This is a genomic window from Brevibacillus sp. BC25, from assembly GCF_000282075.1.
GTDB lineage: Bacteria > Bacillota > Bacilli > Brevibacillales > Brevibacillaceae > Brevibacillus.
The window spans coordinates 1-15,844 of the sequence record NZ_AKIX01000098.1; the positions used below are offsets into that span (position 1 = coordinate 1).

General features: G+C 45.1%; 15 protein-coding genes. 11 read left to right on the forward strand and 4 right to left on the reverse strand.

Annotated elements, in window-relative coordinates; all coding sequences use genetic code 11:
• Positions 1 to 439 precede the first annotated feature (439 nt).
• Positions 440 to 883 (reverse strand): MarR family winged helix-turn-helix transcriptional regulator, encoded by a 444-nt coding sequence (locus PMI05_RS22780; protein ID WP_007726876.1) that lies wholly within the window; start codon positions 881 to 883, stop codon positions 440 to 442.
• A gap of 190 nt (positions 884 to 1,073) precedes the next feature.
• Between PMI05_RS22780 and PMI05_RS22785 the strand changes: the two genes are divergently transcribed.
• From PMI05_RS22785 to PMI05_RS22830, 10 genes are all read left to right on the forward strand, one after another.
• Positions 1,074 to 4,805, forward strand: coding sequence for a S8 family serine peptidase (locus PMI05_RS22785; RefSeq protein ID WP_007726877.1), 3,732 nt, complete (start codon positions 1,074 to 1,076; stop codon positions 4,803 to 4,805).
• A gap of 70 nt (positions 4,806 to 4,875) precedes the next feature.
• The gene (locus tag PMI05_RS22790) at positions 4,876 to 5,274 is read left to right on the forward strand and encodes a hypothetical protein (protein WP_007726878.1); all 399 of its coding nucleotides are present in this window, start codon (positions 4,876 to 4,878) and stop codon (positions 5,272 to 5,274) included.
• A 78-nt stretch (positions 5,275 to 5,352) separates the two neighbouring features.
• Positions 5,353 to 5,811, forward strand: coding sequence for a chemotaxis protein CheX (locus tag PMI05_RS22795; RefSeq protein ID WP_007726879.1), 459 nt, complete (start codon positions 5,353 to 5,355; stop codon positions 5,809 to 5,811).
• A gap of 79 nt (positions 5,812 to 5,890) precedes the next feature.
• Positions 5,891 to 6,415, forward strand: a complete 525-nt coding sequence (locus PMI05_RS22800) for a hypothetical protein (RefSeq protein ID WP_007726880.1) — start codon at positions 5,891 to 5,893, stop codon at positions 6,413 to 6,415.
• A gap of 20 nt (positions 6,416 to 6,435) precedes the next feature.
• On the forward strand, positions 6,436 to 8,529 hold the full coding sequence (locus tag PMI05_RS22805; RefSeq protein ID WP_007726881.1) for an ABC transporter transmembrane domain-containing protein: 2,094 nt from the start codon (positions 6,436 to 6,438) through the stop codon (positions 8,527 to 8,529).
• Positions 8,530 to 8,560: 31 nt separating this feature from the next.
• Positions 8,561 to 9,082, forward strand: a complete 522-nt coding sequence (locus PMI05_RS22810) for a GNAT family N-acetyltransferase (RefSeq protein WP_007726882.1) — start codon at positions 8,561 to 8,563, stop codon at positions 9,080 to 9,082.
• A gap of 349 nt (positions 9,083 to 9,431) precedes the next feature.
• Entirely contained in the window at positions 9,432 to 10,295 is an 864-nt protein-coding gene (locus PMI05_RS22815) for an ABC transporter permease subunit (protein WP_007726885.1), read from the forward strand.
• A 34-nt stretch (positions 10,296 to 10,329) separates the two neighbouring features.
• Positions 10,330 to 11,253, forward strand: a complete 924-nt coding sequence (locus PMI05_RS22820; protein WP_007726887.1) for an ABC transporter permease — start codon at positions 10,330 to 10,332, stop codon at positions 11,251 to 11,253.
• Between the two features lie 44 nt (positions 11,254 to 11,297).
• On the forward strand, positions 11,298 to 12,221 hold the full coding sequence (locus tag PMI05_RS22825) for an ABC transporter permease (RefSeq protein WP_007726889.1): 924 nt from the start codon (positions 11,298 to 11,300) through the stop codon (positions 12,219 to 12,221).
• Positions 12,222 to 12,642: 421 nt separating this feature from the next.
• Positions 12,643 to 12,864 carry a response regulator transcription factor gene (locus PMI05_RS22830; protein ID WP_003387736.1) on the forward strand — a complete coding sequence of 74 codons (222 nt, stop codon included), beginning with the start codon at positions 12,643 to 12,645 and terminating at the stop codon, positions 12,862 to 12,864.
• Positions 12,865 to 13,369: 505 nt separating this feature from the next.
• Here PMI05_RS22830 and PMI05_RS22835 read toward each other — a convergent pair.
• Both PMI05_RS22835 and PMI05_RS31675 read right to left on the reverse strand, forming a co-directional pair.
• On the reverse strand, positions 13,370 to 13,753 hold the full coding sequence (locus PMI05_RS22835) for a hypothetical protein (RefSeq protein ID WP_007726892.1): 384 nt from the start codon (positions 13,751 to 13,753) through the stop codon (positions 13,370 to 13,372).
• A 624-nt stretch (positions 13,754 to 14,377) separates the two neighbouring features.
• Positions 14,378 to 14,503, reverse strand: coding sequence for a hypothetical protein (locus PMI05_RS31675; RefSeq protein WP_007726894.1), 126 nt, complete (start codon positions 14,501 to 14,503; stop codon positions 14,378 to 14,380).
• Positions 14,504 to 14,672: 169 nt separating this feature from the next.
• Between PMI05_RS31675 and PMI05_RS22840 the strand changes: the two genes are divergently transcribed.
• Entirely contained in the window at positions 14,673 to 15,023 is a 351-nt protein-coding gene (locus tag PMI05_RS22840) for a hypothetical protein (RefSeq protein ID WP_007726895.1), read from the forward strand.
• 162 nt (positions 15,024 to 15,185) lie between these two features.
• Here PMI05_RS22840 and PMI05_RS22845 read toward each other — a convergent pair whose 3' ends face one another.
• Entirely contained in the window at positions 15,186 to 15,755 is a 570-nt protein-coding gene (locus tag PMI05_RS22845; RefSeq protein ID WP_007726897.1) for a hypothetical protein, read from the reverse strand.
• Positions 15,756 to 15,844 lie beyond the last annotated feature (89 nt).

The window sequence follows — 15,844 nt, forward strand, 5'->3', positions numbered from 1 at the left end:
AGACTGTCCGCTCCGAAGGGATTTGCGGGGAAACGCAAAAGTGGTAGCCGCTTCGTAGCACGGGCACGTTGCGTTTCCCCGCAAATCCCTTCTCCGCTCGGTAGGACTCCACAAGTCGCTACGCCAGGAAATATTCTTCTCTGTCGTAACAGATGAGGTATTTCATTCTTTGAAGGATTTAAAAAATCGGATCACATGGAAAAATCGTAGAGGAAACAGGAGAAAAAAGAGAAGATCTTTGGTACACCGACCGAGACGCAATGCAAAAAGCGAAACACGTTCTTAAGCGTCCACCTCTGAGAAGCATCCTGAAAGGACCACTTTGGACGCGGTTTCGCTTTTTGCATGGAGTCGTGCAGTCAATCCCCCAGGGGGTGGCCCTAGAAGCTGAGCGTTTTCTCCTGTTTTCTCCCCACCACAACAGCAACGTACAAGGAGTTTATTCACTCGCCTCGATGACCGCCGCCATCGCCAGCTTTTCAAAAATGAGGACGAAGTGCTGGAGTTCATCTTCGCTGAGGTGAGAGAACATTTTATTTAGCTTTTCTCTCCGATTCTGCTTGGCTACTTGCAGAATTTTTTTGCCAGAATCGCGCAAGCTGATGTAAACCACTCGGCGATCTTCCTCATCACGATCACGGGCGACGAAGCCGTGTTTATCCAAACGGTCGACCATTGCAGTGATTGCGCTTGGTTTGACCCCCATTGATTCAGCCAATTCTCCAACGGTGCATTTTTCCTTCTGTTCCAACTGATGAAGAATGTAGAATTGCGGGCCAGTTAAACCAGAGACAGGTTCGGCTAATTGCGTTCCCATCGTGCGCATAATGGTACGAAACGCCTCCTGCAGGCGCTCAAGCGTATCTGTTAAGGGGGAGGGCATGCTCGTATCTTCTCCTTATTTGATCTATTTCTTCGTTATCGGGAATATTTGGATATGTAATATTTAATGCACTTAAATATAGGCTGAAAATACTTCGTTTGTCAACCTGTGCGAAAAGAAGGGAATACCCAAGCGATTCCTAGTGAAAACTGAAAACATAATGGAATGACTTCCAGCAAGGGGGCAAACGATGAAGAAAAAGGTATGCAGCATTGGATTGATATTGGCTTTGCTTCCCGCAACGACTGTCAGCACAACAGCGTTTGAAGGAACGGCGACCATTCATACGCAGATTTTGCAGGATCTCGCGGAAATGCACGAGCCATTACATACAGGCAAGGCGGACAAGGAATATAAGACGAAGGCAGATGAATGGCAACGACAAGAACTGCTACTGCGAGGTGAGCAATTAAAATCCGCGCCTGTCGATTCGCTGGAAATGATTGAGGCGACAAAGGCTTGGGAGGAATCGGGGGTAAAAGGGGAAGGGATGCTCGTTTCGGTGATTGATACGGGAGTCAATCCGCGCCATCCCGATTTGCCTGCCCCGCATGATAAGCGTTCAGCCATGCAAAAGTCAGGCTCTTCCCAGAAGGTGATCGCTGGCTTTAACTGGGCTGACCGTACGCAAACAACGGAAGACGTATCGGAATCTCAGCATGGTATCCATGTGGCGGGAATTATTGGTGCGAACGGAAAAGTAAAAGGGGTTGCTCCTGAAGCCCAGCTCATCAGCCAAAAAGTATTTTCCAATTATCAAAGCGAGGTTCCAGGGCTAGGTGAATCGATTTTATTTGCGATCAATGATTCCATTACGAAAAAAGCAGATGTCATCAACTTGAGTCTCGGTTCCTCAGCGGGCTATGTGGATGAAACCAATGTGGAGCAAATGGCAGTAAAGCGAGCAGTCGATAATGGGATCGTAGTAGTGGCAGCCGCGGGTAATGATGCGTATTTCGGCAGTGATAAGGTACGAGCACAGAATCCGGATATCGCCATGATCGGTTCTCCAGGCTTGAGTCCTGATGCGTTTTCAGTTGCTTCTGTCAACGCTACCGCACTCGCTGGCTATAGCTTCTCGGTGCAGGGAGTACCCGGTATGGAGAAAGTCGTGTATTTATCGGGATACGTGGAAGGCGGGGGGGCAATAAACCCAGTCATGACGCTGATGAAGCCGTACACGCTTGTCTATATGGGGAAAGGGAAGAAGGAAGACTACAATGTTTCCGTAAAAGATAAGGTGGTATTGCTTGAGCGAGGCGACATTTCATTCGATGATAAGCTGCGCCTCGCCAAAGAAGCAGGAGCAGTGGGTGCTGTTATCTACAACAATGAAATGGGACCACTCATTATCAGTGCGGAGCATGCCAAACAAATCCCGGCTGTCTCTATCTTGAAGCACATGGGAGAGCAAATGGCACAAGCGATTAAAAAAGGCAAGAAAGTGACGGTCTCCTTTAACGGTGAATATGGACAAAATCCAATGCCTTATCCAGACGGAGGGACGGTCTCGGCTTTTTCATCATGGGGACCAACACCCGATTTGCAGTTCAAGCCCGAGATTGCAGCTCCAGGTGGAGGTATCTTGTCACTCACGCGAGAGTCTGAATATGCCGTGAAAAGTGGTACGTCAATGGCAACGCCACATGTGGCAGGCGGGATGGCTTTGCTGAAGCAAGGCTATCTCAAGCAAGGGCGAAACCTGCAAGGCAGATCGCTTGTCGATACGTTAAAGGCGGCGGCGATGAATACAGCAGAGCCGATTATCGATCCGCAAATCAGCGTACCCGCAGCGGATAAAGAGAAAGCAAAAAAAGTTCCTTACAGCCCTCGGGTTCAAGGGGCAGGACTGATGCAAATCGCAAAAGCAATCAAGACGCCAGCCATTGTTGTGAATGCAAAAGGAAAAGCAGGTGTCTCGTTAGGAGAGATTGGGAATTCAACGACCTTTTCTCTATTTATTAATAACAAGTTTGGCAAAAAGCCCATTACGTATCAGCTGCAAAATGAGTTTGGTGTCATGACTGACTTGCGCAAGAATGGGATCAACATGCTGACAGATACACTTTTCGAGGGGGCAGAATTGCAATTTTCCGCTCCTAAGATTACCGTTGCGCCGGGGAAGTTAGAGGAAGTGAAGGTAACGCTCACGATTCCGAAAGGCTCAGCACGCAATCAATTTGCAGAAGGATTTATTTCCTTTCAACCAGATGATAAGGAGTTGCCTACGTTGCGAACGCCGTTTTATGGCTTCTACGGCGACTGGGATGAACCAAGGATTATGGATCAGCCCGTATGGGAGGCAGAAAGTCAGGAAAAACGAACAGGTGTCAAGACGAGCTGGTATCACGATAAACGTAATGACAAATGGCGCTATCGGGATTATCTAGGAGTTACAGGTGTCAAAGCTGATGGCGGTGCGAAAGTCGACCCCAATCATATTGCCTTTTCGCCAAACGGGGATGGGCATTACGATGTCGCTGCTCCTTCGATTACATTTTTGCGCAATGCCCGTCATATTATCGTCGAAGTAACAGACCAGTCAGGCAAGCCGATTCGCACTCTTGTGCGTGATGAAAAAGTGAGCAAGTACGACCAATCCAAGCTGGGGACGCCATACTATTATACGGAAAAGGAAGCGTGGAGCTGGGACGGAAAGATCTTTTCACCGCAAAAAGGCGCCTATATACAGGCACCTGATGGACAGTACCAATTCTCCATCAAGGCCAAAATAGACGACCGCAATGCAAACTGGCAATCGATGACACTCCCCATCCGCGTGGATACAAAAGCTCCTGTGATTACAGCTTCTGTGTCAGGAAACCGGGTTCAGTGGAGCAGCCGCGATAAAGATATCCAAGCCTATTTCCTTTATGTAAACGGCAAAAGGGTAGGAGGCCCCTATTCTCCAAAAGTGTCCAGTACGCTCATTAATCAGCCCGATAAAAAAATGAGTGTGGTAGCGTATGATTATGCAGGGAATATCAGTGTGGCGCATATTAACGGGAAAAGTGACAGCACTCCGCCATTTGTGGAGTTCCCGGATGATTTGTTTCCTTATCTGAAAATATCCAAGCAGCCGGATGTAGCCTTCAGGGGTAAAGTAACAGGCGAGGATATGATGGACAGAGTCCGGTTGTCGATTAACAAAACGCCTGTAAAGCTGGCGATGGATGGATCATTTGAAACCATTCTGCGATTAACGGAAGGTCTCAATTATGTGATGTACAGTGCAATGGATATGTATGGAAACAAGCGCCAATTCACCCAGCGGGTCATCGTCGATACGAGTCCTCCGACACTGCAATTGTTAAACGATGGCAGCGAAGATGTACAGTTCGATGCAGCAACCAAAAACATGCTGGTTCCAGTTCGCTTTATGTACAGAGATCAAACATATAAAGGTCAGGTAAGTATCAATGGGCAAATCGTGTCCTACTTTGAAGAAGAGCAATTGGAAATTCCTGCCCAAAAATACGTAACGCAAATTTTGAGTATGAAGCAGGGAGAAAATCGTATTTTGCTTGAAGGCAAAGACGGTGCAGGTAATCAAAGTATGTTGCTGGTGTATGCGTATGTCGATGCCAATTCAGGGTCGGTCGTTATAAGCAATGGGGAGCAGCGTATATCCTACAAGGCGCGAACAGTGCCAGCTCCGACGATCCAGCTGCCGAACAAACAGCTAGAAGGACAGGAAGGTGAAGCGCTGCCAATCGAAGGGAAAGTAACAGGTGCTGGTGCTGTTAACCTCCAAATCAACTATGGATCAAAAAGCTTTCAAACCAACGCGAATGATCGTGGGCTATTTCGTTTGGTGCTTCATGAGGTAGAGGAAGGCAAGCAAAAATTGACAGTTGTCGCTACTGATGCACTGGGTAGGGAAGCCCGAGCTGAGATGAACGTCGTCGGTAAGAAAAAATAGAGTAGCGGGCCCGTCAGTAGCAGCGAAAAGGCTATTGCCGGGCCAAATTTTTGTGGGAGGATACCATTCGATGTTTTACCACGGGATCAAGTGGGAATATGTTACGAGAGAGTACCCTGTTCTATCACCAAGAAGGACCGCCAGAAGGAAGCGTGGGGCAGAGCAATTGAGGGATCGTATTCATCTGATCGAACAATTCGGTTTGGAGCCCGTTCATTTGCTTGAGGCAGACGAACAGTATGATGCTGTCCGCTGTATACAGGAATGCTTGGCATTTGGAGATACTGTTTTTGCCTTTGATCGAGTCCAGGTTCCGATGTGGCAATTGAGTAAGCATGAGATCGGAGTAGAAATATTAGACTTGCGAACGTGCACGGCCATCTATACCTTTCGTCATGAGACAAAAGTAGAGGATTATTTTCCCAGTACACCCTGTTTCCGTGACCTTAAGCCTATGAAGTTTTCGTAATCCTATTGCATCTGCCAAAAATCGACATTATGATAGTCCTATACGATTGGAATTGCCCGGGAAAGGAAGAGAACGCAGATGATAGTCCAGTACCTTGATCCATTTCTTGAATCAGCTTCGTCCGTGATTCAACAAGTATGCAATGTCGACATTTCGCGTGGAGAGTTAGCTGAAAGAGAATGGAGCCATGTAGAAGGCCATACATGGATTCGAATCGGAATGACAGGTCAATTACAGGGTGAGGTCTTTTTCGGTCTGCAAGAGGAATTGGCTTTGCGCATTGTCTCTGCCATGATGGGCGGCTACCCCGTGCAAGAGATGGATGAGCTCGGAAAAAGTGCCATTTCCGAGTTGGGGAACATGATTTCCGGGAATGCGAGTACGCTTTTGTCCAATCTAGGTGTTCTTGTAGACATTACCCCGCCCTTATTTTTACACCAACATGACTTGAAAGACATGGCAGGGACAGCATTGACTGCACCGCTCGATCTTCATGACATGGGCAGACTGGATATTCAAATTATTGTGATAAGATAGAGGCGGCTAATCTAATGGCCGTCTTTTTTGTGAAGGATACGTAGCCACACATCATCATTCAAAGGAGGGATGGAAAGAGATGGATCATTACTTCTCGATCTGTTCAGCTGAGATGTATTATGAGAAATACATGGCCTTTTTATTGGAAAACTACGACCAGCTTCGCATGCCCTATTCCTTTCCTGTGACGCTCAGTTTTCTGGCGAGTCCCGTTTTAATGGAGGGGAAAGCATTTCTTTGCTTCAACGATGACGATGAAGTGATCGGTGCCTTTTCGTACATTTACGGGACAGGTGAAAATCAGTACGAAGACAAGCATATCGTTCAAATTCAGGTGGTTTATTTTTTAGAACAGTATCGCAGCAGTCGCCTTTTTTTGCATGCCCTTCAGTATGTAACCGAATATATCGCCTATATGGAGGAAGACGTGAAGGAGTTTCGATTCTGGACTTCCACGGACGACTCTTTACGTAAATTGTTTAGCAAGATTGCAGAACGAATAGCATCTGTGGAAACAGCAAACGGTCCATTGGATGAATATCGCGCATCGTTTTTGGCTTGGCAATCCTATTCAGCCAGGTTTCAACATGAACCATTTTTCTAATCCAAGAAGGAGACGTTACGATGCTGTTCGTCATCAAAAACCTGTTTGACTACATACGCCCCTATAAGCTCCTGAGTTCCCTTTTTTTCCTCACGCTTGCACTCGATTTACTTTTTTTATCCTTGGCACCTCTTAGTTTCCAGATGATCATTGACAAAGCGATTGTTCCCAAAGATATGCACGTTTTCAGAGTCATCATGATCGTATTGGCGATTAGCGGGTTTATCTGTGTCAGTGCTGGAATTATCAGTGATTATGTGCTGGCAAAACTAAACGCACACGTACAAAATGATTTGCGGCAAAAATTGTTTGCGCATATGCAGCATTTGCCGGTTAGCTATTTCCACAAAACGCGTTCGGGCGAACTGGTCTCTCACTTTTCAGTGGATTTGCCTGTCATTGACAGATCGTTGGCTATTCTCTTCACGACGGGTATTCAATCATTGGCGGTCGTGACGATTAGTACGATAGTGTTGTTTTACTTGGAATGGGTGATGGCGCTGTGTATCTTGGTGGGAGCAATCTTGATCTTTACAGGTCCTTATTTGCTTGGCCGACGTGCCCACGCTGTCAATGCCGCATATAAAGAACAACTCGCTGCTATGACGAATGATATTCAGGAAAGTACGAAAGCGCAAATGGTTATCAAGGGCTTCAACCTGCAAGATGTTATGATCGATAAATTCAATGAAAGACTCAAATTGCTGTTGGTCAGCAACTATCGCAAAAATTTGATGGCAGCGAAATTGGAACGAATTCCTGCGCTATGCTTATTACTCATCAACTTTACGATCATTGGCTTTGGTTCCTATCTGGCACTCACCGGGCGCATCTCTGTTGGTTCACTTGTCGCTTTTTTCACCATGTACACGTCGATGGGGAATGCAGTGTTTAATCTGACCTTTACGCTCCCGCTGATTACAGATGCACAAGTCAGTATGGAGCGAATCCAGAAGGTGTTGAATGAACCAGGTGAAAAAGTCGCCCATTCTGCAGCGGAACAGCCCGATTTGCGTATGACTGAAGTGTCCATAAAAAATGTTACGTTTGGCTATCAGGATAATCAGTTGTCTATAAATCAGGTCAACATGCAGATCCCGGCTCGAACAAAAGTTGCGATTGTTGGTTCCAGCGGGTCTGGAAAAAGCACGATCGTTCAGCTGTTACTTGGCTTTTATGAACCTAGTTCTGGTCATATCGAGATAAACGGCACAAAGCTCGATGAATGTAATCGGGGAGCCTTCCGCAACCACGTAGGGGTCGTCTTTCAGGATAACTTTCTTTTTCACGGAACAATAGCGGAAAACATCCGGCTCGGCAAACTCGATGCGACCAACGATGAGCTGAGGATGGCTGCACAGCAAGCGGAGATCCATGACTATATCATGAGTCTACCAGATAAGTACGAGACACTAGTTTTGGATGGGGGAAGCAACCTCTCTGGGGGACAGAGGCAGCGACTTGCCATTGCTCGAGCGATTCTGCGCAATCCTTCATTACTCATTCTGGATGAAGCAACTTCTGCCCTCGATCCCATTTCAGAGGCTTCTATTAACCAGACTTTTGCAAAGCTTTCCAGCGATCGGACTATCATTACGGTGACACATCGTTTGTCGTCCATAACGGACATGGATCAAATATTTGTGTTGGAGCAGGGAGAACTAGTGGAGCAAGGGACACACTTTCAACTGTTGCAAAAGCGGGGCTATTACAGAAGGCTATGGGACAAGCAAAGTGCTTTGACCAGCCCAGAAGGTGTTACGGATGTTCTAGGTGTCGACGTTCCTGATATTTTGCATCTCTTCCATACCGAAACGTTTACGGCTGGACAGACGATCATTCGGGAAGGAGAAGCCGCAGAGAAGTTTCACCTCCTCGCACACGGAAAGGTAGAGGTATCCAAAACATCTGCTGAATCTGAGGAGCAGATTCGACTTGCGATTCTGGAGGACGGCGATCACTTTGGAGAAACAGACCTAGCAGGTGCTTTACAGACAACAACCGTGACGGCTCTCGCCTCTTGTGTTGTTTTGACCTTACCTTTGAAGGTATACCAGTACATCACGTCCCAACACTCGGCGATTGGCAAGAACGTCCAACAGCCGATACGTTAACGAACAGAAAAAGAAAGGCAGTGTGCAAAGGATGCATGTCCAATTCAGAAGCTGTACCAGTGACAATGATTTTGCCCAATTCACGCTATTCTTTATGCGCAATCGATTGGAATTTAGCCGTATGTTTTCCCTTAGTGACACGCTCATTCATATTTTGACGTTTCTCCCGGATTCTCATTTGATCCTGATAGAAGACGAGCGAGGTAAATTGATCGGATGGGGCCATTATCAATATTTGACAGCAGAAAGGCAACCAGACCCAGCGGGCGAAATTTGCTATATCCATTCTGTCATCGTTGAAGAAAAATATCGAAGTAGCAGGGTATTTCTGAAAGGCTTTCGCCATCTTATCAGACAGGTCCAAGAAGAAAATGAACACGTGAAACAAGTGACCTTTCGTGCAGATGCTAACCACGTTTATCTGAACCGGCTCTATTCTAAATTTGCCCAGGTTGCAGGGGAGCAGGAGGGCTATTACGGACAAGAAAACATCTACATGGCCGAAATCAATCAACTCGCCTCTTATTTGGGAGCGGTAATTGACGGTAAATAAGGAAAAATGCTATTCTTAAGAAGATATTGCCAGAAAGGAGGACTATCAGATGATTCCAATGGTACCACGTTTGAAAGACGGAGTAAGAAAACCTTTTACTGCTTCGATTCAAAATCTTCTCATGAAAAATGAGCAGCTGCGTGTAGCTACTTCTTCTACGAAGTAGTCGATAAGCTATCATCTTTCCGTATCAACTGTTCCCATAAATGGAGAAGTGGTTGACAGGCTATCCTGCTCAGCCACTTTTTTATTTCTGTTTGAATAGAATAAAAAAATAAAATATTTTCTATTGTCTGGATGATTTTTAATAGATAGTGTATTGTTGGAAATAGTAAGGGGGTATGAGAGTTTGACCTATGTAAAACAATTAATTGGGATGTTTTTCCTAGTTATCGTCGTTTGCGGTGGGCCGTTCATGCTATATACGCAAAAGGAAGAAATCGTGTTCGAACCGGGAAATATCGTAGTCCATACGGTATATCTGATTCAGCAGATTGCAGAAGGCTCCCTCGGAACCTATTATTCGGGGCAAACGGAAAGGAGTATCGCAGAGGATATCCTCCCATTTGCAATTAGCTCCTTTGAACTACTATTCGCAAGTGTTAGTGTCGCAGTTCTTGCTAGTATTATTTTTGGATTGCTATTGCAGCGCTTTCGGTTTGTACGTCAAATTCAAAAGGTTTTGAATCTCCTTGCCACGATTCCTGATTTTATCCTGATTGTTGTTTCGATTGTTGGTGCGGTCGGATTTTACAAGATGACGAACATTCGAATTATCACCCTATCACCCATAAGTGACTCTGAGAGTACCTGGTTTCCGATCACTTTACTGTCAATTGGACCAACGATTTTTCTCATGAAGGTAGTCAGTCTGAAGTATGCACAAATTGGCGGCGAAGACTATATAAAAACAGCACTTGCCAAGGGGATGGGGATTTGGCATGTTCTGATTCACCACGTCTATAAAAATATCAAGCCTTTTCTCATTGCTGATTTAAAGAAGACGATTGCGATTTCGGTAGCCAACTTGTTTATTGTTGAGTACTTATTAAACGTCGTAGGATTAACCCGGTTTATTTTCAGCAAAGATGGCGGATACGAATTCAATGCTGCTGTCATGGGACTTTTAGGTATTATTTTGTTATCCATTTTAGTCTATGTGTTGATTCGTCTCATTCTGTATGTGATTGAACGCGCGGTTGTGTATAAATAACCCAGACTTCTTTTGGAATGAGTGAGGGTATGGTATGAGGAAACGGTTCAATTGGGCTTTATGGCTAGGCTGTATTTTGGTAGTATTTCTAATGATTATCGGTGTAGCCGGACCTTATTTGGCCCCCTATGACATTGATTACCAGGTGAAAGTGCGCAATGAAATGGTGAACGGGAAGCAAGTGATCATTTCGCCGCCTTTGGCACCTTCAGGCGAGCATCTGTTGGGTACGGATAAATGGGGCTATGATTTGCTTACAAAACTGCTCCATGGGGCACCATACACCATTTTTATTACGCTCATGATTGCGTTATTGCGATTATTGATTGGAGCATGGATCGGACTGTATATTGGAATATTGGACAAGCAGCAGCGTTGGTGGATTGCCATTGAGAACGCCTGGGGGTACATGCCCATATTTATTCCTGTCTATTTTTTATTAAAAGGAATCAATATCAATCCCGAATTGCCAACGTTTACGCTCGTGTTGTTTTTCGTAGTGGTTGTGGCAGTGCTAGGGTCGCCTTCGGTGGCTGCGTCCATCCGTCAAAAAACGGAGCAAATCAAGGAATCCCAGTACGTTTTAGCTGCGACTTCGCTGGGGGCTGGGCGGGATCAGATCATCTTTCGCCACATCCTGCCACATTTGAAGGAGCATCTGGTCATTGTTCTGGTGACAGAGATGATCGCCACCATGACGTTGATGGGGCTTCTCGGGATATTTGGTCTGTTTGTAGGCGGCACGACTATGTACTATGACCCTGTTGAGTATCACTCGACCACACATGAATGGGCAGGACTGCTCGGGACTTACCGTAGCTTTGTCTACACGAATTACACGTGGATTTTCCTGATTCCACTTGCTGCTTATATGCTTGCAATCGGTTCCTTTAGTCTACTGGCCAAAGGTTTGCGTGATAAATTCGAACAGACGTATAGTCGTACCCCATTTATTTAAACAGCTGGTCACTTTTCAGCATGAGGGATAAGTGAGGTTTTTGGATGAAGAAACGATTCCATTTTTCTTTATGGTTAGGCAGTATTTTCGTGTTCCTTCTGATCGTGATCGCTGTGGCAGGGCCTTACTTGGCTCCTTATGATCTGGAATATCAAGCGAAGATGCGTCAGGAGGTTGTGAACGGTAAACAAGTCGTGGTCGCTCCACCCTTACCGCCGTCAGAGGAACATTTACTCGGCACGGACAAATGGGGGTATGATTTACTGACCCTCTTGCTCCATGGAGCGCCATACACCGTTTTTATTACCCTTGCGATCGCATTCATTCGCGTGTTACTTGGTACATGGATTGGACTCTATATCGGCATCCAGGATAAAGAGCAGCGTTGGTGGATGGCGATTGAAAATGCATGGAGCTATATGCCTGTGTTTATCCCCGTGTATTTTCTTTTGCGAGGAATCAATGTGAATTCGGAGCTGCCGACGTTCTCGCTCGTGCTGCTTTTCATTGGGCTTGTCTCTGTCCTTGGAACACCTTCTGTAGCCTCTTCTGTGCGTCAAAAGGCCGAACAAATTAAAGAGTCACAATACGTTTTGGCTGCTGTTGCACTGGGAGCTGGCCGGAATCAAATCGTCTTTCGCCACATCTTGCCACATTTGAAGGAACAGCTCATTATCATCTTGGTGACAGAAATGATCGCTGTCATGACCTTGATGGGGCTTCTCGGCATCTTTGACCTGTTTGTAGGTGGTACGAAAATGACCTTTGACCCGCTTCTGTATCATTCCATTACACACGAATGGGCAGGGCTGCTCGGGTCTTATCGAGGCTTTATTTACAGTAACTATACGTGGATTTTTCTCGTACCACTAGGGGCATTCATGATCGCCATTGGATCGTTTAGCTTGTTAGCCAAAGGTTTGCGTGATAAGTTCGAGCAAACGTATAGTCGTACCCCATTTATTTAAGTTGTGGTGCTCTTGATTTTTACGAATCAAGGGCATTTTTGGTTGATCCGGTTAAAAATAATGGAATGGAAGTCGAATTGTAGGGAGCAGTATATGTGTCGGGTGAATAGACTGGAGTGTCGGGGGCGGTGTTGGCCTTGGGTTCCGATGGCAATCTCATCAGACGAGGCGAACTCGTCTCGATCTGAACGGGGGACAACTGGCGGCCATCGTCGTCTCGAACGGAAAAATTCACGGCGGATGTCGAAGAGGTTTCTCAGCGGTGTTCGGAACCCATTGCCCATTTTCTGAATAGGATGTAAGGCAAAAGCCTAAAATCCTTGAAATTCCGGCACCATCACCCACCCCCCATCATAGGATAAGGTGACTCTGTAATCCCTCAACCTTGTTCCTGTAGAGCCCACAAGGAGGGGTGGCACGATTGAAGGGTAGCGACCAAACCAAGCCGTTGTTAACGAATCGCGAAAGAGAAGTGTTTGAACTCTTGGTCCAAGATAAGACAACCAAAGAGATTGCCGGACAACTCTTCATCAGCGAAAAGACTGTGCGCAATCACATTAGTAATGTCATGCAAAAATTAGGTGTCAAAGGTCGATCTCAGGCAGTAGTCGAACTCGTTCGACTTGGTGAACTAGAGATTTGAACCCAGTCCACCCAGCCTCCCTTTTCTTCCCTTGGTCGGAAGGGAGGATTTTTTTATGTTGTTGGTGCTTAACAAATCGGTAATTGTGAGAATTTTAGTGTCGTAGTTAGTTGTTACTCATAGTGCGGGGGCGTAGGGTCAAGATAGTTAAGGGCAATGTTAACAAAATAATTGATGTAAATTCGACCATGCAAAATTCACTCCTTTCACGTTTTTATACGCAATTGGGGAATATTGGTTACCTGGTCGTTTTAACACAGCACAAGATTTGATAATAAGAAAGCTGTTTTTGAGGGCGGAGCCGCCAATTTCAGGATTATGTGAGGGGATAAGTTTGGTAGGTAAATTTATGTTTCTTCTTACTCTTTCCCACATCCATTTGATTTTCTATTTAATATAACAAACGATCCGGTAGTTTTACAAAATGTGTAAAAAAGGAAACCCTGCAGCAACGACTTCTCTGCAGGGTAACCATTACTGAATGTAAAAGACCCAACCGAGTTATTTAGAAAGGTCTTCTAATAACTTTAATTCTCCGTGCTCCATTGCGGATAAGCCTTTGCGCTCGTTGACGGCTAATTCTTACAAGTACTGAAATATCGGTTGAGTTTTCCACGTCGAAGACTGAGAAAAAACGACCATTAGCGAACAGTACACCTTTAAATTCAACTTTCAATCCAGGACAAGCTCGCGGTCGTGTGTTCTGAATAATAGTACGCATTACACCTGCTTTAATGAGCGCCCTCGCTTGTTGGGGCGTTGTACGAACAGCAAAAACAGGGTCAATTTCAACTCCAGGCGCCTTTGCTTCCACTTCAACGATTAGGAAAAATCGGTCTCCGATCCGTGCAATGCTATTTGCCCCGATTGTAATCGGCTTTGTTGCCATGAGAAAAATCACCTCCTTGTACCAAAATATGCAGGAGGTGTTGGAGAGGACAAGGGCATTACTACAATTTATGATTTTTGGTATTTTGACTAGGATTCGTAAGGGGTAACGAGTCTTATTTTACTAAATAGTTAATGTAGTGATGAGAGGGTGAAAAACGATGTTTCGAGTATTGGACATTTGCTGCATATACCTTGAGGCATCGATAGTAAACAACAATAAGGTTTGTGCTGGATGCGTCAATGAAACGCAAAAGATAGTGTGTATAAAAAACAAAATGGCATGATTGTTGTTACGGACCAGGGAAAGGGCAATAATCATCTGGATTAGCAACTCTTTCTGGGGGAATGTATGTCCAAAAGCATTTCCCTACTGGGATGTTTTCATGACAGGTTAGTCCATCAGCTCGTCGTGTAATTGAAATCACACCTCCTACACGCATCTTTATGCTTTTGAGGTCCCATGGGTTTATTGGAGCGAAGGTGTTTTTAATAAGGACGGTAGATGGTCAGTAAAGATATTTAACAAAACGGTAATTGAGGAAAATGGCTCAATTACCTACTTAAAACAAAACAATAACTCACTGTAGCCAGTGAGTTTATATTTTAAAAACTTATATTTTTTTTAGCAAGTGGTCATAAAACTATAGCACCAGCCAGTACAACCATACTCAGAAAGTGGAAAGCCATCTTGTACTTGATTTGAGAATTTAACCTGTACATCTAAATCAAACAAATCTTGTTTTTGCATTGTTAGTACCTCCTAATAATGTGGTTTTATTTACAATATATGGTAACTCATAAACAGTTTTTAGTAAAGTACATGAATAGATATTTAGTTTTGTAGAGAGTAAGGATGGTGAAGCTGTTACTTCCAAATGGGTAACACAACACACGATTTGATAAATAGGAGGTAGCGCATGGGATCCATGAGACATAACGCCATTGTGGTGACAGGAGCAGATTATGACAGGGAGAAGTTCGGAAAAGCCCATATGAAAGCAACGGAGCTGTTCGGCGTGCTGACTTCACCTATCGTAACAAGCAATTTGAACGGATACATGAGCTTTTTTGTAGCGCCAGACGGCAGCAAGGAAGGTTGGGCAGAGTCCGACATTGGAGACGAGAAAAGGAAAGAGTTCGCTGATTTTATTGATTCGTTGGCATATGGAGATGGTTCGAATTACGTGAAATTCGTTGATGTCGCGTATAACGAGTTGCACGGAACGGAGATCGAGAGGATTAATGCAAGGACAAAACATTACTTGTGATAATTAAACCTAAATTCTTGATTAAACCAAGTAGCGTATTTTCTGATCACTTAGCGGTGGCTTCACATTCATTCCGAACATGTTGTTACAAGCCCACAAGCTGATGCCGATTGCATTTCGACGTCAGCTCGCGGACTAGATGCATGCCATGTGCGCTTTGTTTTAGCCAACTTTCCTGATCACTTTCGAATTTCCACCTGAACTGACAATGATCCATCCTTCAGGAACAGGCGAGGCTTGCATTACCTCAATCTGCGTTCCGTTAGGAGCACCATTGACATTTCTTATCACATTCGATCCTCGAAAGGCTCGAACCATGACCCATCCTTTTGGGATAGGCGAAGCGAGCATTACTTCTACCTCCGTACCATAAGAAGCACCGTTCATGTTCCTGATTACATTCGATCCTCGAAAGGCTCGAACCATAACCCATCCGACTGGGATAGGCGAAGCTAGTAGCACCTCTACCTCCGTGGCATAAGAAGCACCGTTCACATTCCTGATCAGGTTCTGCGTTCCTAAAGTTCTAACGATAACCCATCCGGCTGGAATAGGTGAGGTAAGAGACACCCAGATTTCTTCACCATACGTGGCGTTTCTGATTTTTTTATTGGAAGCGTAAGTGGTTGCCTTTTCCTGTGTAGGGAGCGCTGCCCCTTGGACTTGTGTGGCTAGAGAGGGTACTACGACGACTGAACTTAATGACAGGATAATAAGTGCTTTTTTAAACATGAGCATCAACCTTTCATGATAAAAGTTGTTTGGAAACTATCATCGAGTAGAGGTCAATTGTTGCAGCAAAGAGGAACCCATCATCTCCT